The sequence below is a fragment of the Ralstonia edaphi genome (genome assembly GCF_958350185.1).
Taxonomy (GTDB): Bacteria; Pseudomonadota; Gammaproteobacteria; order Burkholderiales; family Burkholderiaceae; genus Ralstonia; species Ralstonia edaphi.
In genome coordinates, this window is record NZ_CATWHI010000002.1 from 698,814 (window position 1) to 720,148 (window position 21,335).

A 21,335-nucleotide genomic window follows, 5' to 3' on the forward strand; every position below is an offset into this window, starting at 1 on the left:
GTCGCTGAATCGCGAAACCGCGAGTATAACAAAAATTTTCCGACCTGATCAAGAGGGTCGGCACAACTAATCAAACTGCCGGTTTCAGCACTTCCTGGCCGCCCAGATACGGGCGCAGCACCGTCGGCACCGTGACCGAGCCATCCGCGTTCTGGTAGTTCTCCAGCACGGCGACCAGGGTACGGCCCACGGCGAGGCCCGAGCCGTTGAGCGTGTGGACCAGTTCCGGCTTGCCCTGCGCGTTGCGGAAACGCGCTTGCATGCGGCGCGCCTGGAAATCGCCCATGTTGGAGCACGAGCTGATTTCGCGGTACGTGTTCTGCGCCGGGATCCACACCTCGATGTCGTACGTCTTGGTGCTGCCGAAACCCATGTCGCCGGTGCACAGCACGACGGTGCGGAACGGCAGTTCCAGCTTGCGCAGGATGTTCTCCGCGGCGTTCGTCATGGCCTCCAGCGCGTCGAACGACGTATGGGGCTGCACGATCTGCACCATCTCGACCTTGTCGAATTGATGCTGGCGGATCATGCCGCGCGTGTCCTTGCCGTACGAGCCGGCTTCGGAGCGGAAGCACGGCGAATGCGCCGCAAACATCATCGGCAGCGCATCGGCGGCCACGATCTCATCGCGCACGAGGTTCGTGAGCGGCACTTCGGCGGTCGGGATCAGATAGAAATTCTCGACGCGCTCGCCGTCTTCGCCTTCGGCGCTGTGCCCCATCTTGCGCGGCACGCGGAACAGGTCTTCCTCGAACTTCGGCAACTGGCCCGTGCCACGCATCGACGCAGCGTTGACGATGTACGGCACGTACGCTTCGGTGTAGCCGTGCTCAAGCGTGTGCGTATCGAGCATGAACTGCGCGAGTGCGCGATGCAGACGCGCCACCTGCCCTTTCAGGACGGTGAATCGCGCGCCGGACAGCTTGGCGCCCGCATCGAAATCCAGCCCCAGCGCGGCGCCCAGGTCCACGTGATCCTTGACGGGGAAGTCGAACGCACGCGGCGTGCCTTCGCGGCGCACTTCCACGTTCTGCGTCTCGTCGCGGCCGGCCGGCACGCTTTCGTGCGGCAGGTTCGGGATCGACAGCATCAGGTCCTGCAACTTCGCCTGCACCACGTCGAGTTGCGCGGCAGACGCCTTCAGCTCGTCGCCGATGCCCGACACCTCGGCCATCACGCCTGATGCGTCCTCGCCCTTGCCCTTGAGCATGCCGATCTGCTTGGACAGGCTGTTGCGGCGGGCCTGCAGCTCTTCGGTGCGGGTCTGGATGGCCTTGCGTTCCACTTCGAGCGCGGCAAAGCCGGCCACGTCGAGCACGTAGCCGCGATCTTTGAGGCGCGCGGCGACGGCGTCGATGTCTTTGCGCAGCAGTTGGATATCAAGCATGTTGGGAAAAGGAAACCGAAGATTGCGAGCGGTCTGAACGACCGAAAAGGCCGATTTTATCGTACCGGCCCGTGGGGCTTATTTGTTGCGGGAGGATTTGTCGTGCTGGGCGTGCCACTGCGCATCCAGCTCGCGCAGGTGCCGCAGCTTCTCGCCAATCTTGCCTTCCAGGCCGCGCGGCGTCGGCACGTACCAGTTCTGCGGGGGCAGATCGTCGGGGAAGTAGGTTTCGCCGGCGGCGTAGGCCTCCGGCTCGTCATGCGCATAGCGGTAGGCATGGCCGTAGCCGAGTTCCTTCATCAGCTTGGTGGGCGCATTGCGCAGATGCACGGGCACGTTGCGCGACTTGTCCTGGCTGACGAAGGCGCGCGCCGCGTTGTAGGCGTTATAGCCGGCGTTCGACTTGGGCGCGATGGCCAGGTAGATCACCGCCTGAGCCAGCGCCAGCTCCCCTTCCGGCGAGCCCAGGCGTTCGTACGTCTCGGCGGCGTCGAGCGTGATGCGGCCGGCGCGCGGGTCGGCCAGGCCGATGTCTTCCCACGCCATCCGCACGATGCGGCGCGCGAGATAGCGCGGGTCTGCGCCGCCATCGAGCATGCGGCAGAACCAGTACAGCGCGCCGTCCGGATCGGAGCCGCGCACGGACTTGTGCAGCGCGCTGATCTGGTCGTAGAAGGCGTCGCCGCCCTTGTCGAAGCGGCGCAGGTTTTCCGACAGCGCGGAGGCCAGCAGCGCCTCGTCGATCACCGGAACGGTATTGCCCTCGGCCTGCGAACGCGCCGCGCGGGTGACGATTTCCACGTTGTTGAGAAGCTTGCGGCCATCGCCGTCGGCCGACACGACGATGGCGTCGAGTGCGGCGGGCGTCCACTCCAGCCCGCCCAGCTCCTGGCGTGCGCGTTCGGCAAGCTGCTTCAGCTCGTCGTCCGACAGGCTCTTGAGCACGTACACGGCGGCACGCGACAGCAATGCGCCGTTCACTTCGAACGAGGGGTTCTCCGTCGTCGCACCGATAAAGGTGAACAGCCCGCTTTCCACGTGCGGCAGGAAGGCGTCCTGCTGGCTTTTATTGAAGCGATGGACTTCGTCGACGAAGACAAGCGTACGGCGGCCATTGGCGCGAAACTGCTCCGCACGCTCCACGGCCTCGCGGATGTCCTTGACGCCGGAGAGGACCGCGGACAGCGCGATGAATTCTGCGTCGAACGCATTGGCCATCAGCCGCGCCAGCGTGGTCTTCCCGACGCCGGGCGGCCCCCAGAGGATCATCGAATGCGGCTCGCCCGACGCGAAGGCCACGCGCAGCGGCTTGCCCGGGCCCAGCAGATGCTGCTGACCGATCACTTCATCGGCGGAATGGGGGCGGAGGCGCTCGGCCAGCGGCATGTGGGCGGGCGCGTCCGGGAAGAGAGAGGCGGAAGCGTTCATGCGAGGATTGTCGCAGAATCCGCTCGCCGACCGCTTCCCACGGCAGCGTCAGGCGGCGCGTGCGTCCAACGCCGGCTCGTCTGCGACCGGCCTGCTCCGGCCGATCAAAAGCACGCAGCTCAGCGACAGCGCCGCAAAACCGGCATAGAAGATCGCCATCGGCCACCACAGCGGGAAAAAGCGATCTGCCAGCACCGTCGCAAGCAGCGGTGTCAGGCCTCCCGCAAAGGCGCCGCACACCTGATACGACAACGAGATCGCTGTGTAGCGGATGCGCGCCGCAAACATGCCGCTGACGAAGCCCGCGATGATCGCGTAATAGCCAGACTCGGCCAGCGTTGCGATGGCCACCCCCGCAAACACGGTGTGCGACTCGCCCATGCGGACCAGCGGGAGCATGATGAACGGCACGACCACCGCGAAGGCCGCGAGGATGACCAGCATGCGGCGTGTTCCGAAACGGTCGGCCAGCGTGGCCGCACCAAGCTGCACGAAGAACTGCAGCACGGCCACCCAGAACATGCAGTCGAGAATCATCGCGCGATCGAGCTGCAGGTACTGCGTGGCATACGAAATCATGAAGATATTGCTGAAGTACACGCCCGCGATGCCGTACACGTTGGCGCCGATGGCCAGCGCGATCAGCGGCCACGCCTTGAACGCCTCCGCCAGCGGCTGCTTCGCCACGTCGCCGGAGGCCTGCATCGCCTCGAATTCCGGCGATTCGTTGACCGACATGCGGATCACAAAACCCACGGCCAGCAGCACCGCACTCGCCAGGAACGGCAAGCGCCAGCCCCACGCCATGAAGGCCTCCGGCTCGAGCCGGCTGACAGCAGAAAAGGCCAGCATCGACAGGATCAGGCCACCGGCGCTGCCAAGCTGCGCGAACGAGGCGAAGAACGTACGCCGGCCTTTCGGCGCATGCTCGCCGGCCAACAGCACCGCGCCACCCCACTCGCCGCCCACGGCAATGCCTTGCAGCACACGCAACGCTACCAGCGCGACCGGCGCAATCCATCCGGCCTGCGCATAGGTGGGCAGACAACCGATCAGCACGGTGGCCACGGCCATGAGGGTGAGCGTGCCCATCAGCGCGCGCTTGCGGCCAAGCTTGTCGCCGATGCGGCCGAACAGCACGCCGCCGATGGGCCGGGCAAGAAATCCGATGGCGAACGACCCGAACGAGGCCAGGAGCCCCAGCAAGCGGCTCTCTCCCGGAAAGAACAGCGGCCCAAAGACGAGCGCCGCAGCCGTGGCGTAGCTGTAGAAGTCGTACCACTCGATGGTGGTGCCGATGAACGATGCCATCGCCGCACGGCGCGGCTGGGCAGTCGATTGCGTTGCTTGCATGGGGTCTCCTCTCCGTTCTTATGGGTGTCGCGTCAGGCCCGGTATTCGACGCCGGGCAGCACGCACAGCATCTCGAACGCGAGGTTGGCGCCGAGCAACGCCGTCGTCCCGAACGGGTCATATGGCGGGGACACCTCGACCAGATCCGCACCGACGATGTCGAGACCGCGCGCACCGCGCACGATCTCCAGCGCCTGCGGCACGGTCAGGCCGCCAATCTCCGGCGTACCGGTACCCGGCGCATAGGCGGGGTCGATGCCGTCGATGTCGAAGCTGATATAGACGGGGCCACCCTGCACGCGGGCGCGCACCTCTTCCATGAGCGGCGCGAGCGATCGGTGCCAGCATTCCTCGGCGGTCACCACGCGAAAGCCCTGTTCCCGGCACCAGTCGAAATCCTCGGCCGCGTAGCCCGTGCCGCGCAGGCCGATCTGCACGACGCGGTTGCAATCGAGCAAGCCCTCTTCCACCGCGCGGCGAAATGGCGTGCCGTGCGCGATCTTCTCGCCGAACATCGTGTCGTTGACGTCGGCATGCGCGTCCACGTGGATCAGGCCGATGCGGCCGTACTTGGCATGCATCGCGCGCAGGATAGGCAGCGTGACGGTGTGGTCGCCGCCCAGGCCGATCGGGCGGCAGCCGTCGGCGATGACCTCCCGGTATGCGGCCTCGATGCGCGAGATCGAGTCATGCAGGTTGTACGGATTGGTCGGCACGTCGCCGATGTCGGCCACGCGCAGCGAGTCGAACGGCGCTGCGCGCGTGGCCATGTTGTACGGCCGCAGGAGGACAGATTCTGCGCGGATCTGCCGTGGCCCGAGCCGCGCGCCGTTGCGGTTGGACGTGCCAAGGTCGAACGGCACGCCGACAAAGCAGGCGTCCAGCCCCGCGGCTGACGTGGCGGCAGGCAGCCGCATCATGGTGGCAATGCCGCCAAAACGCGGCATGGCGTTGCCCGAAGCGGGCTGGAAGAGGTGGGCGCGGTCGTTCATGGCAGTCGCATGGTCACATCGTCCAGAGGCGATGTAAGGAGTGTCGATACGCTGCATTCTTGCCGATGGATTCCGCACGTAGAATGCGAAATCTCCGAATCAAACATCGATATAGAGCGATGTATCGACCACCGTGCTGGGACAAGCTTCCGATCTTGATCTGCGACTGATCCGCGTATTTCTCGCCGTGGTCGACGCGGGCGGCATCACCCCTGCCCAGGCAACGCTGAACGTGGGGCAATCCACCATCAGCACGCAGCTGTCCACGCTCGAGACGCGACTGGGCTACCGGCTATGCGAGCGTGGCCGCAGCGGCTTCCGGCTCACCGCGCGCGGCGAACGCTTCGTCGATTCCGCGCGCAAGCTGCTGGGCGCACTCGACGTCTTCAGCGCGGAGGCCCGCAAGGTGGGCCGCACGCTGGTCGGCACGTTGAATCTCGGATTGATCGGCCATGCGCCCGTCAATGCGAATGCACGCATCAGCCAGGCCATCGAGCGCTTTCGGCAACGCGATGAATCCGTGCATTTCACGGTGTCGGTCCGCCCGCCCGGGGAGCTGGAAGGACTGCTGCTCGACAACAAGATCCATATGGCGATCGGCTATTTCTGGCACCGCGTGCCGGCGCTGGACTACACGACGATCTTCCACGAGACGCAGCTTGCGTATGCGGGGCGCGGCCATCCGTTGTTGAGCAAGGCTGGGGACGTGACGCCCGCGCAGGCGCTGGCGCACGCGTGGGCGTGGCGCAGCTATCCGCTGCCGGAAGCGGCGGGGTCGCCGGCCGAGCGGCCGGTCACTGCGGTGGCAGACAACATGGAAGCGGTAGCAATGCTGGTGCTGTCAGGCCGGCACCTGGGTTACCTGCCGGAGCACTTTGCGGCGCCCTATGTGGCCCAGGGCCTGCTGACGCCACTGGCACCCGCTGCCATGCGCTACGAGGTGCCGTTCGACATGGTGGTGCGCCGCGATGCCCGGCGCAATGATCTGCTGGCCGCCTTCATTGCCGACATGAAAGCGGCCCACGCTTAGACGACGGTCATGCCGTCAGTTCGACGCGCGCTGCACCAACCCCATAAACGCCTTGGCCTGCAACGGCCCATGGCACGACTGCGTCCCGTTGGACGCGCGCAGCAGCAGCCAGACGTTCTCGCTGGCTGGCGGCTGAATCACGAACGGCTGACGCGCCGAAGCCTCAGGCAGACGCGGATCAACCGGCGCCTGGATCGGCACGACCTGCCCCGCGTGGCCTTTCACCAATGCGCTGCACTCGGCGCTGGGCAGCTCGGTCGCATGCAGGAAATCCTTGTTGACCAAGGCCTCGGCCAGCACCGTGTCTGGCGCGGTGAGGAACGAATCGACGTCAAAACGGGACGCACCGGTGGAGGCGCATCCCGCAAAGACGGCCGCCGCTGACGCCGCAACGGCAACAGCGGCGGCTCGGTGCAGCGACGTGGTGAACGGCAAAGGCATGGTCGGTCTCCTGATCGAAAACCGGCCTCTACGCGTCATTGCTTGATGACGTCGGCCCCTTTGGGCGGCGTAAAGCGGAACACGTTGGCCGGCAGTTGCGGATTCTTCTGGATGTTCGAGAACGTCAGCAGGGTGGTGTTCCCGAAGGCGTCACGCAGCTCCATCCCCTGCAGCTCGCCGCTGCGAAAGCCGATGGCGATGCGCTCGAACTGGGTGTCCTTCGCTTTGGGCGTGAGTTCGGCCCAGTCGATGCCGTCCTTGGTACCACCTTCCTTGAGCGTGAAATTCTTCGCCAGATCGTTGCTGCCGAACAGGATGGCGGCCGGGCTGGAACCCAGCGACGCATCGAGCTTGCGCTCCGTGATCTGGTTCAGGTCCTTGTCGAAGATGTAGAGCGTCTGGCCGTCGGCCGAGAGCTGCTGTTCGTAGGGCTTCACATAGCGCCAGACGAAGCGACCCGGGCGCGAGAAGACGAAATCGCCGTTGGACGTGCCGGCCACGCGGAGCGGGCTGCCGTTGGTGCCGCCCTTCACTTGCCGCTGCACGAACTCGCCGCGCGCAGTGCTGACATTGCTCACGAAGGCGTTGAGCTGTTCGACCGCCCCTGCGTAGGCGCCGGCAGACCATGCCGCCAGCGAGACCAGCCCGGCGGCCATCAGGTGACGTGCTTTCAACACAAACATAGGGATCCCGGTTTCAGTTGATCTTGTTGTTAGTGGCCGGCCGCGCCGGAACATTCCGCCCGCGCGGTAACGCGATGTAACTGCAAATGCGCGCGCCATGCGGGCAGCGTCATTCCTCTTCGACGACGTTGCCGTTGCGATTGGGCGCCAGGATTTCGCGGTTGCCGTTGCCCGACATGGCTGACACGAGCCCCGCCTTTTCCATGTCTTCGAGCAGGCGTGCGGCGCGGTTGTAGCCGATGCGCAGATGACGCTGCACCAGCGAGATCGACGCGCGGCGATTCTTGAGCACCACGTCGACCGCCTGGTCGTACAACGGATCGGCCTCGCCGCCGCCCGCACCGACAAGGCCAGCGCCGCCGCCAAAACCATCGCCGCCGCCCTCGCCGTCGGCCACGCCGCCTTCGAGAATGCCTTCGATGTAGTTCGGCTCGCCCTGCGCCTTGAGGTTATCGACGATGCGGTGAACTTCCTCGTCCGACACGAACGCGCCGTGCACGCGCACCGGCAAACCGGTGCCGGGCGCCAGGTACAGCATGTCGCCCATGCCGAGCAGCGCTTCGGCGCCCTGCTGGTCAAGAATCGTGCGCGAGTCGATCTTGCTGCTGACTTGGAACGCAATCCGCGTCGGCACGTTGGCCTTGATCAGGCCCGTGATCACGTCCACCGACGGACGCTGCGTCGCCAGCACCAGGTGGATGCCGGCCGCACGCGCCTTCTGCGCAATCCGCGCGATCAGCTCTTCGACCTTCTTGCCGACCACCATCATCAGGTCGGCCAGTTCGTCGATCACGATGACGATCATCGGCAGCTTGTCGAGCGGCTCCGGCGCGTCGGGCGTGAGACTGAACGGGTTGGGAATCTTCTCTTCGCGCGCGGCGGCTTCTTCGATCTTCTTGTTGAAGCCGGCCAGGTTCCGCACGCCCATCTTGCTCATGAGCTTGTAGCGGCGCTCCATTTCGCCCACCGCCCAGTTCAGCGCGTGGCCCGCTTGCCGCATGTCGGTCACGACCGGGCACAGCAGGTGCGGAATGCCTTCGTAGATGCTCAGCTCCAGCATCTTCGGGTCGATCAGGATCAAGCGCACTGCGTCGGCCTTCGCCTTGTACAGCAACGACAAGATCATCGCGTTGATCCCGACCGACTTACCGGAACCCGTGGTACCGGCCACCATGCAGTGCGGCATCTTGGCCAGGTCTGCCACCACCGGCTTGCCGGCGATGTCCTTGCCCAGCGCCAGCGTGAGCTGCGATGCGCTCTCGTTGTAGACCTGCGAGCCGAGAATCTCCGACAGGCGGACCGCCTGGCGCTTCGGGTTCGGCAGTTCCAGACCCATGTAGTTCTTGCCCGGAATCGTCTCCACCACGCGGATCGACACCAACGATAACGAACGCGCCAGGTCCTTGGCCAGGTTGACGATCTGACTGCCCTTCACGCCCGTGGCGGGCTCGATCTCGTAGCGCGTGATGACCGGGCCCGGATAGGCCGCCACCACCTGCACTTCCACGCCGAAATCCTTGAGCTTTTTCTCGATCAGGCGCGAGGTGAATTCCAGCGTCTCGGCGCTCACGGTTTCGACGACCGGCGGGATCGGATCGAGCAGCGCCAGCGGCGGCAGGTCGGAATCGTGAATGTCGACAAACAGCGGCTGCTGCTTCTCGCGCTCCACGCGCTCGCTCTTGACCACGGCGGTCGGGCGCACGATCTGCACGGGCGGCGATTCTTCAATGCGCACACGGCGCGTTTCGACCACTTCTTCGCGCTCAACCTTGGCGGCCTCGCCGATGGCCCGATCCTGTTTGCTCTCGCGGCGCGTCTTGAAGCCGACGAACAGCATCTCGACGCCGGCGCCGATCTGCTCGGCCAAGTTCAGCCACGAAAAATGGAAGAACAGCGACAGCCCGACCAAGAACGTGAACAGCAGCGCCAGCGTGCCGCCAGTGAAGCCCAGCGAATGCTGCATCGCCCCGCCGATCACATCGCCCAGCACGCCGCCAGGCGCACGGGGCAGCTTCATGTGCAGCGAATACATGCGGATGGCTTCCAGACCCATGCTGGAGGCCAGGATCAGCGCAAAGCCGATCCACGTGACACTGGCGTCAACGCGCGGCATGGCCGTACGCGGCAGACGTTCGTCCGACATCAGCTCGCGCCAGCCGCGCCAGACCTTGCGCACCAGCAGCACCGCCCACCAGTAAGCGGACGCGCCAAAGACAAACAGCAGCAGATCGGCCAGCCACGCGCCCACGCGGCCGCCGAGGTTGCGAATTTCGTCGACCTGGCTGGCGTGGGTGAAACCGGGGTCGGCCCGGTTGTATGACAGGAGAATGATCAGGAAGGCGATGGTCACCGCCAGCAACAGGAACCAGCGGACCTCCCCGAGCAGCCGCCCAATGCGGGACGGCAGTGCGGATGGGTCAGTGCGGGTTGTCGGAGTGGTGGAAGCTCGAGCCATGCGGGAGACGCGGAGAGACGGATGTGCCGCTTGGGCAAGGCCACGCGGCTTGGGACAGCACAAATACGATGCCGAGGATTGTAACGCGGCCCTATCACTGCCATTGGAATTTACAACCGGGCGGACGAGGGGGTGCCACTTTATAATGGCGCCCATCACCCTCACCTAGCCTGCACGGCGGCGCTCTATCCCTCGTGCCGCGCACACTCAGAACGCATCATGGCAAAACACGCAAAAGTGCTGATCCTTGGCTCCGGCCCCGCCGGCTACACGGCCGCGATTTACGCTGCCCGGGCCAACCTGAACCCCGTGCTGGTCACCGGCCTGGCGCAGGGCGGCCAGCTCATGACCACCACCGACGTGGAGAACTGGCCCGCTGACAAGGAGCACTTGCAAGGCCCCGAATTGATGCAGCGCTTCCTGGAGCACGCCGAACGCTTCAAGACCGAAGTGCTGTTCGACCACATCCACACCGCGCATCTGAAGGAAAAGCCGATCCGCCTGGTAGGCGATTCGGGCGAATACACCTGCGACGCGCTGATCGTCTCCACCGGCGCGTCGGCCCAATACCTGGGCCTGCCGTCGGAAGAAACCTTTGCCGGCCGCGGCGTGTCTGCCTGCGCAACGTGCGACGGCTTCTTCTACAAGGGCCAGGAAGTGGCCGTGGTGGGTGGCGGCAACACCGCCGTGGAAGAAGCGCTGTACCTGGCCAACATCGCCAGCAAGGTCACGCTCATCCACCGCCGCGACAAGTTCCGCGCCGAGCCGATCCTGATCGACCGCCTGCATGAGCAGGAGAAGAAAGGCAAGATCGAAATCAAGACCAACATGGTCCTCGACGAGATCCTGGGCGACGACTCCGGCGTGACGGGCGCCCGCCTGAAGGGCACGAACGAGAACGAAGGCAAGGTCGAAGAGGTCAAGGTGGCTGGCGTATTCATCGCCATCGGCCACAAGCCGAACACCGACATCTTCCGCGGCCAGCTCGACATGAACGACACGGGCTACATCCGCACGAAGAGCGGCCTGGACGGCATGGCCACGGCCACCAACATCCCGGGCGTGTTCGCCGCCGGCGACGTGCAGGACCACATCTACCGCCAGGCCATCACCAGCGCCGGCACGGGCTGCATGGCCGCGCTGGATGCCCAGCGCTACCTGGAAAGCCTGGAATAAGCTTTACCGCCCCGGGTTTCCCGGGCGCAAACAACGCGGCCGATGGGTAACCATCGGCCGTTTTGCCATGTGCGGCGCCTTCGTATAATCGACAGACGCTCCATCCGACGTGCTCGCCCGCCCTTCACCATGAAACGCGCTTCCTCCCCCGCCAACAAGCTCAGCCTGACCGATCTGGCCGGCCTGCGTGACCAGCTCAAGCACGAAACGGAGGCACGCGAAGCCGAACGCCAGCGCGCCGAAGCCGCCGCACGCAAGGCCGCCGAAGAAGCCAACGTGTTCCGCGCCTGCATCGGCGAGGTGAGCGCCCTGCGCCAGAACAAGCGCGTCGAACATCCGCGCAATCCGCCCGCGCCGGACCCTGTGCATTCGCGCGCCGAAGAGCAGACCGTCCTGCGCGATTCCCTGTCGGATGAATTCGACGTGGACAACTTGCTCGAAACCGACGACACGCTGTCCTACCGTCGCCCGGGCATCGGCGACGACGTGCTCAAGAAGCTGCGCCGCGGCGAGTGGGCCACGCAAGATCAGATCGACCTGCACGGCATGCGCCGCGAAGAAGCCCGCGAGGCGTTGGCCGCCTTCCTGCGCCGTGCCGTGCAGCGCGGCATCCGCTGCGTGCGCGTGATCCACGGCAAGGGCCTCGGCTCACCCGACAAAACGCCCGTGCTCAAGGGCAAGGTTCGTTCGTGGCTGGTACAGAAGGAAGAGGTGATCGCCTTCGTCGAGCCGCGCAACACGGCGGGCGGCGCGGGCGCGGTGCTCGTGCTGCTGCGCCAGCCGTACGGCTCCTGACGCGCAGGCGGACAGCACACACATGCAAGTAACGCGCCTGCAGTTGGTGATGCACTGGGTGGAGATCCTCGCGGTCTTCTCGTTTGCCATCTCGGGGCTGGCCGAGGCTAAACGGCGGCGCCTCGATGCCGTGGGCGCGTTCATCGTCGCGTTCCTGACCGCGTTTGGCGGCGGCACGCTGCGCGATCTATTGCTGGATCGGCGGCCCTTCTACTGGATCGAGCACGAGCAATACCTGCTCGCACTCTTCGTGATGAGCCTGTTTGCCAATTGGGTCATCCGGCTGGTGAGCCAGCTGGTGTCCGACCGCGTGCTGATCGTGGCCGACGCCATCGGCATGGGGCTCTTTGGCGTGCTTGGCACGCAGCTGGCGCTCGATGCAGGTGTGCCGGTCTTCGTGTCGGCGATGATGGGCGTGATCACGGCGGCCTTTGGCGGCCTGCTGCGCGATGTGGTCTGCAATGAAGTGCCCATGCTGCTGCGGGACAATCACCCGTACGCAACGTGCGCGTTTCTCGGGTGCTTCCTCTACGTCGGGCTGACACACACGGACTTGCTGCCGAGCGTGTCCGTGGTGATCGCCACGCTGGCGATCGTGATCGGGCGACTGGTGACGCTGCGCTGGAACATCACCCTGCCGCGTTGACCAACGCTGACCGGCGCGAGCGCGCCGGCCACAGGCGGCGGCTTCAGACTGCGGCTTCGTCCTTCTCGCCGGTGCGGATGCGGATCACCTGTTCCACCGGCATCACGAAGATCTTGCCGTCGCCGATCTTGCCGGTCTTGGCAGCTTTGACGATCGTGTCGATCACGTTTTCGACCTGGCTTTCGGCCACCACCACCTCGATCTTGATCTTCGGCAGGAAGTCGACCACGTATTCTGCACCGCGATACAGCTCGGTGTGACCCTTCTGGCGGCCGAAACCCTTGACCTCAGTGACGGTCAGGCCGGTCACCCCCACGTCGGCGAGCGACTCGCGCACTTCGTCCAGTTTGAAGGGCTTGATGATGGCGGTGATTTGTTTCATGGGTGTCTCGCTCACTAGTTGGTGAAGTATTCAAGCGTCCAATAATACTGGAGCCGGTTAATGCGCACATCCCGGGCGATGCCGGACACCGTCTGCAGCAGCGTCGGATCGTCGGGAAAATTCTTCAGCACGTCGTGCTCGCTGCCGTCACGCAGGGGGCGACGCTGCCACGTATTGCCATGTTCGTCGTTGTAGGCAATGGGCGTGCTCGAGCCAAACACATACTGGTTATCGAACCACAGCACGCGCACGCCGGGCCCCAAGGCGCGGTGCAGCCCTTCGACATGCCGGCGCAAATGCTGCAGCGGCACATGCGACCACCAGCAGCCCGCCGTCATCACGTCGAAGGTGCCGGGCGCGAACGGCAGCGCATCGTTGTCTGCGCGCACGAACGACGCCCCGGCGATGCCCTTGCCGCGTGCAATGCGCAGGACGGTGTCGTTGTAATCCGCGCCGACGATGCTGCGCGCGTCGGTCATCGCCTCGGTCCAAAAACCGGTACCGCACGCGAGATCCAGCACCCGCGCGCCGCGCGTCACGTCGCGCACGCGCGCCTTCAACCACGCCAAATCGCCCTGCCGCTCGGGCTTCGTGTAGATGCGCTCGTATTCGGGGGCACGTTTGGCGTAGTAGTCGAGCATGGCGGCGACCTATTCCTTGAAGCGCGACGTGATCGGATACCGCCAGTCGCGCCCGAACGCCCGCTGCGTCACGCGAATGCCCACTGGCGCCTGACGCCGCTTGTATTCGTTGATCTTGATGAGACGCACGATCTTCTGCACGTCGGCCTCGGCAAAGCCGGCCGCGATGATGTCCGCCACCGGCTGGTTCTGCTCCATGTAGCGCTGCACGATGGCGTCGAGCGCATCGTATTGGGGCAGGCTGTCCTGGTCGGTCTGGTTTTCACGCAGCTCGGCCGACGGCGCCCGCGTCAGGATGCGCTCCGGAATCACTTCCGACAACGCATTGCGGTAGCGGCACAGGCGATAGACCAGCGTCTTGAAGATGTCCTTGATGACGGCAAAACCGCCGGCCATGTCGCCGTACAGCGTGCAGTAGCCGACGGCCATTTCGCTCTTGTTGCCGGTGGTCAGCACGATCCGGCCGCTCTTGTTGGACAGCGCCATCAGCAGCGTGCCGCGAATGCGCGCCTGGATGTTCTCTTCCGTCGCATCTTCCGGCAGCCCGCGGAACTCCTCCGCCAATGCGCCCTTGAACGCGTCGAACATCGGGCTGATGGCGATTTCGTCGTACTGCACGCCCAGGCGGGCGGCCATGTCGCGCGCATCGACCCACGAGATATCCGCCGTGTAACGCGAGGGCATCATCACCGCGCGCACACGATCGGCGCCGAGCGCATCGACGGCAATCGCCAGCACCAACGCTGAGTCGACACCGCCTGACAAGCCGATGATCGCACCCGGAAAGCCATTCTTGCCGAGGTAATCGCGCACGCCCAGCTTGAGTGCCTCATACACCTGGGCTTCCAGCGGCGCCTCCGGCACGACCGTGCCCGGCAACGCGCGTCCACCGTCGAACTGCACGTAGCCGACGCCTTCAACGAACTGCCCCATCCGAACGACGACGTTGCCTTCGGCATCAAGCACGAACGAGCCCCCGTCGAACACCAACTCATCCTGTCCGCCGACGAGGTTCGCATACACATGCGGCAAGCCCGATTCCTTCACGCGCGCACCGATGATCCGCTCGCGCAGGTCTTCCTTGTCCAGGTGATACGGCGACGCGTTGGGGATCAGCACCACCTGCGCGCCGGCCGCCTTGGCGTAGGCCGTGGCCGTGGCATACCAGGCGTCTTCGCAGATGACGACGCCGAAGCGCGTGCCGTCCACTTCGAACACAAACGGCTCGGTGCCGGGCTGGAAGTAGCGCTTCTCGTCGAAGACTTCGTTGTTGGGCAGTTCGAGCTTGTTGTACCGGCCGATCACGCGGCCATCCACGGCAACGGTGGCGCTGTTGGTGGGCTTGGGCAGCACCCCGGGCGCCGGCGCTTCCAGCGAGAGTTGCGGGTGCCCGATCAGCACGTGCAAACCCGGGAAGGCCGCCAGTTCGGCGATCAGCGCATCGAGCGCGCGCGCACTGGCATCGATAAACGCCGGGCGCAGCAGCAGGTCTTCGGGCGGATAGCCCGTGAGCGACAGTTCCGGCGTGAGGAGAATGCGCGCACCAGCCTGGTGCGCTTCGCGCGCAGCGGCGACGATGCGGGCAGCATTGCCGGCGAAATCGCCGACGGTGCAGTTGATCTGGGCGAGAGCGACAGAGACGGTCATGGGGGCAATATGGATTGCAAGCGCGCCAGTCAAAGCTGGAATTAGAATCGGCGGCATGACCTCTCGCCCCCTTGTTCCCGAGCCTCAAGCGCGCGCTGGTTCGCGACACGAATTGGCCAATTATCGCACGCGACTTGTGACCGATCTGCGCGACATCGGCCGCGACGCGTGGGATGCCCTGCTCGCCCTGCAGCCCGAAGCGACGCCTTTTCTGCGCTTCGATTTCCTGCACGCCCTGCATGAGAGCGGCAGCGCATCGCCCGACACCGGCTGGTCGCCGCAATACCTGACGCTGTGGCAAGACGGCCCCGACGGCGAAGTGCTCGCCGCGGCCGTGCCGCTGTACGTGAAGGGCCACTCCTACGGCGAGTACGTCTTCGACTGGGCGTGGGCCAATGCGTATGCGCAGCACGGGCTGGAGTACTACCCGAAATGGCTGTCCGCTGTGCCGTTTACGCCGGTGCAGGGCGCGCGCTTGCTGGCGCGGGATGCGACGGCACGCGCGGCGCTGGTCGACACAATGCTGGCGGTGGCGCGGCAGAGCGAGCTGTCATCGCTGCATGTGCTGTTTCCCACCGCCGATGAAGCCGAGCAACTGCGCGCCGCCGGCATGCTGCTGCGACAGGGCGTGCAGTTCCACTGGTGCAATCCGGGCTTTGCCAGCTTCGACGACTTTCTGGCCGCGCTGGAACAGAAGAAGCGCAAGAACATCCGCGCCGAGCGCCGACGCGTGCACGACGCAGGCATCACCTTCCGCCACGTGCCCGGCGCAGCCGCGACGGACGCGGACTGGCGCTTCTTCCACCGCTGCTATCGCACTACCTACCGCGAGCATCACTCGTCGCCGTATCTGAACCTGGAGTTTTTCCGCCAGATCGGCCGGACGATGCCGGAAAACCTCCTGCTCGTGATCGCCTCGCGCGACGGCACCGACATTGCGAGTGCGCTGCTGGTGATCGACACGCGGCCCGAGGCGTCCGTCATGTACGGCCGCTACTGGGGCGCGATCGAGCATCACCCCTGCCTGCACTTCGAGACGGCGTATTACCAGCCGCTGACGTACTGCATCGCGCACGGCATCCGCACGTTTGAAGGTGGCGCGCAAGGCGAACACAAGATGGCACGCGGCTTCGAGCCCGTGGCGACGCTGTCGGCACACTGGCTGGCGCACCCCGCATTTGCCGATGCAGTGGGCAGGTTCCTCGACCGCGAAACCGCCGGCATGGAAGCGTATCTGGACGAGCTGACGGACCGCTCGCCTTTCAAGCAACGGTCAGGATCGGACTAGGAGGGGAAAACGGCGGGAGCAGGAAAGACGGCGTCCGCACGAACGGCGGACGCGGGGGTGAAGCTCAGTGCGCGGCAGGCTTCTGCTGGGCAATCACGCAGTGGGCAGCGTTCGAATCAACAGCCATGGAGGCCGATGCGACGGCACGCTCGCCGGCGTGGGCTGCATCCGGCGGGCCCACCAGCAGCGCCCACACGGTGAATGCGGCCATGGCCACGGCGGAAAGCACGGGAACGACAACGGTCTTGTTCAACATCGCAGTACCAAGGGTTGGAGTCAAACTTGACGGGGAGTCTAGAGCGGTCGTTTCCGGTGGGCAAATGAGCGTTTCTTAAATCTCTGTGTAGCAGAACTACCGGGCGGTAAGTATGCAAATTCCGTGATGGATATCAAAAAACGCATACAAGATCCCATCCGGGCGCAGATGGCGAGCTGACGCGAGGCGGCGCATTTCCGAGCATCACGCCGATGACCAATTCGCAAAGAAAAAATCCCGGCGCTCCATCCGGAGGCCGGGATTTGTCAGACATGCCGTACGGCGAAATCCTGAAATCGCTTACTTCTTATAGTTGGCAACGCCGTCGACGATTTCCTTGTGGGCTTCCTCAATGCCGCCCCAGCCTTCGACCTTGACCCACTTGCCGGCTTCCAGCGCCTTGTAGTGCTCGAAGAAGTGCTTGATCTGATCCAGCAAGTTCTGGCCGACGTCCGACAGGTCGGTCATGTGGGCCGTGGCCGGGCTCAGCTTGTTGACAGGCACGGCAACCAGCTTGGCGTCCACGCCCGATTCGTCCGTCATCTTCAGCATGCCCAGGGCACGGCAGCGCACCACGCAACCATGGATGAGCGGGAACGGCGTGACGACGAGCACGTCGACCGGGTCACCGTCGCCCGACAGCGTCTGCGGGATGAAGCCGTAGTTGGCCGGATAGCGCATGCCGGTACCAACGAAGCGGTCCACGAACAGCAGACCGGTTTCCTTGTCGGCTTCGTACTTGACCGGGTCGCTTTGCGCCGGGATCTCGATGATGACGTTGAAGTCGTTGGGGATGTCCTTGCCCGGCGAGACGTTGTTGAAGCTCATGGAAATGCTCCGGAATGCGCGAACTGCGTAAAAACGCGACGCAAATGGTTGGAAAGAAGCGTAAAAAACTGTCGGCGGGCATTATAGCCCCTCACACCCGGCCGCTTGCCCTACCCGGCGCGCGCCCGTGCGAAAATCGCGCGTTGCCGATCTTTTGCAGGAACCCCCCATGCATGCCCAGCACTTCATCGCCAACCGTCTGATGTCGCCCGATTCGGGAATGCGCATCAAGGTGTTCGATCCGTCCGACGGCCAGTCCTTTGCCGAGATTGCGCGCGGCAACGCCACCGACATCAACGTGGCCGTGCATGCCGCGCGGCGTGCGTTCGAAGGCGTGTGGGGCCAGTTGGCGCCGGCCGAGCGTGGCCGTGTGCTGATGCGCGTGGCCCTGCGCCTGGCCGATCACGAAGAAGAACTGGCCCGTCTGGAAGCCCGCGACACCGGCAAGCCCATGCGCCAGGCGCGCGCCGATGCCCGCGCCGTCGCCCGCTACTTTGAGTTCTACGCCGGCGCGGCCGACAAGCTGCACGGGCAGACCATCCCCTACCCGGCCGATACCACCGTGCTGACCGTGCGCGAGCCGCATGGCGTGACCGCGCACATCATCCCGTGGAACTACCCGATGCAGATCTTCGGGCGCAGCGTGGGCGCTGCGTTGGCGGCGGGCAACGCCTGCGTGGTCAAGCCCGCGGAAGATGCGTGCCTGTCGGTCCTGCGCGTGGCCGAGCTGGCCGCCGAAGCCGGCCTGCCCGATGGCGCACTCAACATCGTCACCGGCTATGGCCACGAAGCCGGTGCGGCTCTAGCGGCGCATCCCGGGGTCAACCATGTGTCGTTCACGGGCTCCCCGGAAACAGGCAAGGCGATTGTCCGCGCGGCGGCGGAAAACCACGTGCCCGTCACGCTGGAGCTGGGCGGCAAATCCCCTCAGATCGTGTTTGCAGACGCCGATCTGGAAGCGGCCATCCCCGCCGTGGTGAACGGCATCATCCAGAACGCCGGACAGACGTGCTCCGCCGGCAGCCGCGTGCTGATCGAGCGCAGCGTGTATGAGGCGATGCTGGATCGGCTGGCAACGGTGTTCGAATCCATCAGGGTCGGCCCGTCGTCGCTGGACCTGGATTGCGGCCCGCTCATTAACCCCAAGCAGCAGCAGCGCGTGTGGGATTTCGTCTCGGATGCGCAGCACGCCAACATTCCGGTGATGGCGCAGGGCCAAGTGGTGCCCGAAGCGCCCGAGACCGGCTATTACCAGGCGCCGATGCTGCTGCGCGATGTGCCGCACACGCACCGCCTCGCGCAGCAGGAAGTGTTCGGCCCGCTGCTGGCCGCCATGCCGTTCGACACCGAAGCCGAAGCGCTGGCCCTGGCCAACGGCACCCCTTACGGCCTGGTAGCCGGCGTGTGGACGAACGACGGCGGCCGCCAGATGCGCCTTGCGCGCAAGCTCAGGGCAGGCCAGGTCTTCATCAACAACTACGGCGCAGGCGGCGGCGTTGAACTGCCCTTCGGCGGAACGGGCCAATCGGGGCACGGGCGCGAAAAGGGCTTCGAAGCGCTCTACGGCTTCACCACGCTCAAGACCATCGCCATCCGTCACGGCTAAGGCACAACGCAGCATTCCACCCACAACACGAGGAGACACCATGCGGCTTGCCGGCAAGATTGCCATCGTCACGGGCGCGGGTTCAGGCTTTGGCGAGGGCATCGCCAACACCTTTGCCCGCGAAGGCGCGCGCGTCGTCGTCAACGACTTGAATGCGGAGGCCGGTGAACGCGTGGCCAGCGCCATTCGCGTGGCCGGCGGCGATGCGCATTTCGTGCAGGCCGACGTCTCGAATGGCGATTCCGTTGCCAAGCTGCTGGGCGCCACGCTGGCGCGCTATGGCGATCTGCACATCGTCGTGAACAACGCCGGCACCACGCACAAGAACAAGCCGCTGCTGCAGATCACCGAAGACGAGTTCGACCGCGTGATGGCCGTCAACGTGAAGAGCATTTACTGGACGGCGCATCACATCGTCCCGCACTTCCGGGAGCGCGGCGGCGGCGTGTTCGTCAATGTGGCGTCTACTGCCGGCATCCGGCCGCGGCCGGGCCTGGTCTGGTACAACGCCAGCAAGGGCGCCGTCATCACAGCCAGCAAGGCGATGGCGGCCGAGCTGGGCCCGGACAACATCCGCGTGAACTGCGTGAACCCCGTGATGGGCGCCACGGGCCTCATCGAGCAGTTCATGGGCGTACCCGACACTCCGGAGAACCGTGCACGCTTCCTGGCGACGATCCCGATGGGGCGGCTGTCCACGCCGCAGGATGTGGCCAACGCATGCCTGTATCTGGCGTCGGACGAGGCCGAGTTCATTACCGGCACGTGTCTGGAAGTGGACGGCGGGCGCTGCGTATAAACCCTGCCGGCGAGCGTCTTGGCGCGCCCGCCCGAGAAGCGCAGAATGCTGTGGCGGTTTTCCAGGCCGAGGTAGGTAACGAGGAGCACTCGGCCTGAACTCACAATAACGCTGGAGACCTGATGGCCATCACCACCCCACCCACCTCACCGGTCGGCGGCGCAGGCACGCTGACGAGCCAATCCACAAGTGCATTTGAAGAAGCCACCTACCGCAAGGTGACGTGGCGACTGGTTCCGTTCCTGCTGCTGTGCTACGTGGTCGCGTACCTCGATCGCGTCAATGTGGGCTTTGCCAAGCTGCAAATGCTCAACGACCTCAAGTTCAGCGAGACCATCTACGGCCTCGGCGCCGGCATTTTCTTCATCGGCTACTTCCTCTTTGAGGTGCCGAGCAACGTGATCCTGCACCGCGTGGGCGCGCGCATCTGGATCGCGCGGATCATGATCTCGTGGGGCATCATCTCGGCGGCCATGATGTTCGTCACCACGCCGGCCATGTTTTACGTCATGCGCTTCCTGCTGGGCCTGGCAGAAGCGGGCTTCTTCCCAGGCATCATCCTGTACCTGACGTACTGGTATCCGGCGCAGCGGCGCGGGCGCACCACCACCTTCTTCATGACGGCGATTGCGCTGTCGGGCGTGATCGGCGGCCCCATCTCGGGCTGGGCGATGAAGGCGTTTGCCGGCGTCTACGGCCTGGCCGGCTGGCAGTGGATGTTCCTGATCGAAGGCATTCCGTCGATCATCGTGGGCATCTTCGTGCTGGCGTATCTGGACGACCGCATCACCCACGCGAAATGGCTGACCGACGAAGAGAAAGCGCTGCTCGCCCGCAACATCGCCGCGGAAGACGCCGAGAAGGAAGACCCGCCCATCCGCACTGTCATGGCCAGCCCGCGCGTGTGGCTGATGAGCCTGATTTACTTCAGCTTCGTGATGGGCCTGTATGGCGTGAGCTTCTGGCTGCCGACGCTGATCAAGCAGACCGGCGTGGCAGATCCGCTCTCGGTGGGCTTGCTGACGGCAATCCCGTACGGCGCGGCAGTCGTCGCGATGGTGTTGGTGGCCCGCAGCGCCGACCGTCTGCGTGAGCGCCGCTGGCACATCGCGATTCCAGCAGTGGTGGGCGCGGTCGGACTCGTACTGTCGGCCGTCTGGCACACCGACACCACGCTGGCCATGGCCGCGCTCACGCTCGGCACGATGGGCATCCTGACCACGTTGCCACTGTTCTGGAGCCTGCCGACCGCGTTCCTGGCCGGTACCGGCGCTGCCGCCGGCATCGCGCTGATCAACTCGCTGGGCAATCTCGCGGGCTTCCTGAGCCCCTACGCCGTCGGCTGGCTGAAAGACGCCACGCAGAGTACCGATTCGGGCATGTACATGCTGGCCGCATCGATGGTGCTGGGCGCGATCCTGACGCTTTCCGTGCCGGCACGGATGGTGAACAAATAGGCTTGATCAGCAGCAACAAAAAGGCCGGGATGATCCGGCCTTTTT

20 protein-coding genes are annotated in these 21,335 nt (G+C 65.1%); 8 read left to right on the forward strand and 12 right to left on the reverse strand.

Annotation, left to right across the window (positions count from 1 at the left end):
- Positions 1-70 precede the first annotated feature (70 nt).
- The 4 genes from serS to speB all read right to left on the reverse strand — a co-directional run bounded on the left by serS (position 71) and on the right by speB (position 5,160).
- Positions 71-1,387: a serine--tRNA ligase gene (gene serS, locus R2669_RS08420; protein WP_316899626.1), complete on the reverse strand. Its 1,317-nt coding sequence runs from the start codon at positions 1,385-1,387 to the stop codon at positions 71-73.
- Between the two features lie 78 nt (positions 1,388-1,465).
- Positions 1,466-2,773, reverse strand: coding sequence for a replication-associated recombination protein A (locus tag R2669_RS08425; RefSeq protein WP_316899976.1), 1,308 nt, complete (start codon positions 2,771-2,773; stop codon positions 1,466-1,468).
- 90 nt (positions 2,774-2,863) lie between these two features.
- On the reverse strand, positions 2,864-4,168 hold the full coding sequence (locus R2669_RS08430) for an MFS transporter (RefSeq protein WP_316889714.1): 1,305 nt from the start codon (positions 4,166-4,168) through the stop codon (positions 2,864-2,866).
- A gap of 32 nt (positions 4,169-4,200) precedes the next feature.
- Positions 4,201-5,160: an agmatinase gene (gene speB / locus R2669_RS08435; protein WP_316889715.1), complete on the reverse strand. Its 960-nt coding sequence runs from the start codon at positions 5,158-5,160 to the stop codon at positions 4,201-4,203.
- Positions 5,161-5,293: 133 nt separating this feature from the next.
- On the opposite strand from speB, the gene R2669_RS08440 reads away from it, so the two are divergent.
- Entirely contained in the window at positions 5,294-6,190 is an 897-nt protein-coding gene (locus tag R2669_RS08440) for a LysR family transcriptional regulator (RefSeq protein WP_316899627.1), read from the forward strand.
- A gap of 15 nt (positions 6,191-6,205) precedes the next feature.
- On the opposite strand, the gene R2669_RS08445 is transcribed toward R2669_RS08440, so the two are convergent.
- The 3 genes from R2669_RS08445 to R2669_RS08455 form a co-directional block, all read right to left on the reverse strand.
- Positions 6,206-6,631, reverse strand: a complete 426-nt coding sequence (locus tag R2669_RS08445) for a hypothetical protein (protein ID WP_316899629.1) — start codon at positions 6,629-6,631, stop codon at positions 6,206-6,208.
- 35 nt (positions 6,632-6,666) lie between these two features.
- Entirely contained in the window at positions 6,667-7,314 is a 648-nt protein-coding gene (gene lolA / locus R2669_RS08450) for an outer membrane lipoprotein chaperone LolA (protein ID WP_012762530.1), read from the reverse strand.
- 109 nt (positions 7,315-7,423) lie between these two features.
- Entirely contained in the window at positions 7,424-9,769 is a 2,346-nt protein-coding gene (locus R2669_RS08455) for a DNA translocase FtsK (protein ID WP_147214079.1), read from the reverse strand.
- 219 nt (positions 9,770-9,988) lie between these two features.
- Between R2669_RS08455 and trxB the strand changes: the two genes are divergently transcribed.
- The 3 genes from trxB (at position 9,989) to R2669_RS08470 (ending at position 12,386) form a co-directional block, all read left to right on the forward strand.
- Positions 9,989-10,945, forward strand: coding sequence for a thioredoxin-disulfide reductase (trxB, locus tag R2669_RS08460; protein WP_316899631.1), 957 nt, complete (start codon positions 9,989-9,991; stop codon positions 10,943-10,945).
- 129 nt (positions 10,946-11,074) lie between these two features.
- Complete coding sequence (locus R2669_RS08465) at positions 11,075-11,740, forward strand: Smr/MutS family protein (protein WP_316899633.1); 666 nt, start codon at positions 11,075-11,077, stop codon at positions 11,738-11,740.
- A gap of 22 nt (positions 11,741-11,762) precedes the next feature.
- Positions 11,763-12,386 (forward strand): trimeric intracellular cation channel family protein, encoded by a 624-nt coding sequence (locus R2669_RS08470; RefSeq protein WP_316899635.1) that lies wholly within the window; start codon positions 11,763-11,765, stop codon positions 12,384-12,386.
- Positions 12,387-12,429: 43 nt separating this feature from the next.
- Here the strand turns inward: R2669_RS08470 and R2669_RS08475 are convergent, their stop codons facing one another.
- Genes R2669_RS08475 through R2669_RS08485 form a run of 3 tightly spaced genes read right to left on the reverse strand, consistent with a single transcriptional unit; the run spans position 12,430 to position 15,056 of the window.
- On the reverse strand, positions 12,430-12,768 hold the full coding sequence (locus R2669_RS08475) for a P-II family nitrogen regulator (RefSeq protein ID WP_004631293.1): 339 nt from the start codon (positions 12,766-12,768) through the stop codon (positions 12,430-12,432).
- Positions 12,769-12,782: 14 nt separating this feature from the next.
- Positions 12,783-13,409: a class I SAM-dependent methyltransferase gene (locus R2669_RS08480; RefSeq protein ID WP_316899637.1), complete on the reverse strand. Its 627-nt coding sequence runs from the start codon at positions 13,407-13,409 to the stop codon at positions 12,783-12,785.
- 9 nt (positions 13,410-13,418) lie between these two features.
- Positions 13,419-15,056: an NAD+ synthase gene (locus tag R2669_RS08485; protein ID WP_316899638.1), complete on the reverse strand. Its 1,638-nt coding sequence runs from the start codon at positions 15,054-15,056 to the stop codon at positions 13,419-13,421.
- Positions 15,057-15,111: 55 nt separating this feature from the next.
- On the opposite strand from R2669_RS08485, the gene R2669_RS08490 reads away from it, so the two are divergent.
- Positions 15,112-16,344 carry a GNAT family N-acetyltransferase gene (locus R2669_RS08490; RefSeq protein ID WP_316899640.1) on the forward strand — a complete coding sequence of 411 codons (1,233 nt, stop codon included), beginning with the start codon at positions 15,112-15,114 and terminating at the stop codon, positions 16,342-16,344.
- Between the two features lie 64 nt (positions 16,345-16,408).
- Here R2669_RS08490 and R2669_RS08495 read toward each other — a convergent pair whose 3' ends face one another.
- Both R2669_RS08495 and ppa read right to left on the reverse strand, forming a co-directional pair.
- Entirely contained in the window at positions 16,409-16,600 is a 192-nt protein-coding gene (locus R2669_RS08495) for a hypothetical protein (protein WP_027680822.1), read from the reverse strand.
- A 300-nt stretch (positions 16,601-16,900) separates the two neighbouring features.
- Positions 16,901-17,428: an inorganic diphosphatase gene (gene ppa, locus R2669_RS08500; protein ID WP_316889728.1), complete on the reverse strand. Its 528-nt coding sequence runs from the start codon at positions 17,426-17,428 to the stop codon at positions 16,901-16,903.
- Between the two features lie 169 nt (positions 17,429-17,597).
- On the opposite strand from ppa, the gene R2669_RS08505 reads away from it, so the two are divergent.
- The 3 genes from R2669_RS08505 to R2669_RS08515 all read left to right on the forward strand — a co-directional run bounded on the left by R2669_RS08505 (position 17,598) and on the right by R2669_RS08515 (position 21,290).
- Positions 17,598-19,034: an aldehyde dehydrogenase family protein gene (locus R2669_RS08505; protein WP_147214084.1), complete on the forward strand. Its 1,437-nt coding sequence runs from the start codon at positions 17,598-17,600 to the stop codon at positions 19,032-19,034.
- A gap of 40 nt (positions 19,035-19,074) precedes the next feature.
- Positions 19,075-19,833, forward strand: coding sequence for an SDR family oxidoreductase (locus R2669_RS08510; protein ID WP_316899642.1), 759 nt, complete (start codon positions 19,075-19,077; stop codon positions 19,831-19,833).
- A 122-nt stretch (positions 19,834-19,955) separates the two neighbouring features.
- Positions 19,956-21,290, forward strand: coding sequence for an MFS transporter (locus R2669_RS08515; RefSeq protein WP_316899644.1), 1,335 nt, complete (start codon positions 19,956-19,958; stop codon positions 21,288-21,290).
- Positions 21,291-21,335: the final 45 nt, after the last annotated feature.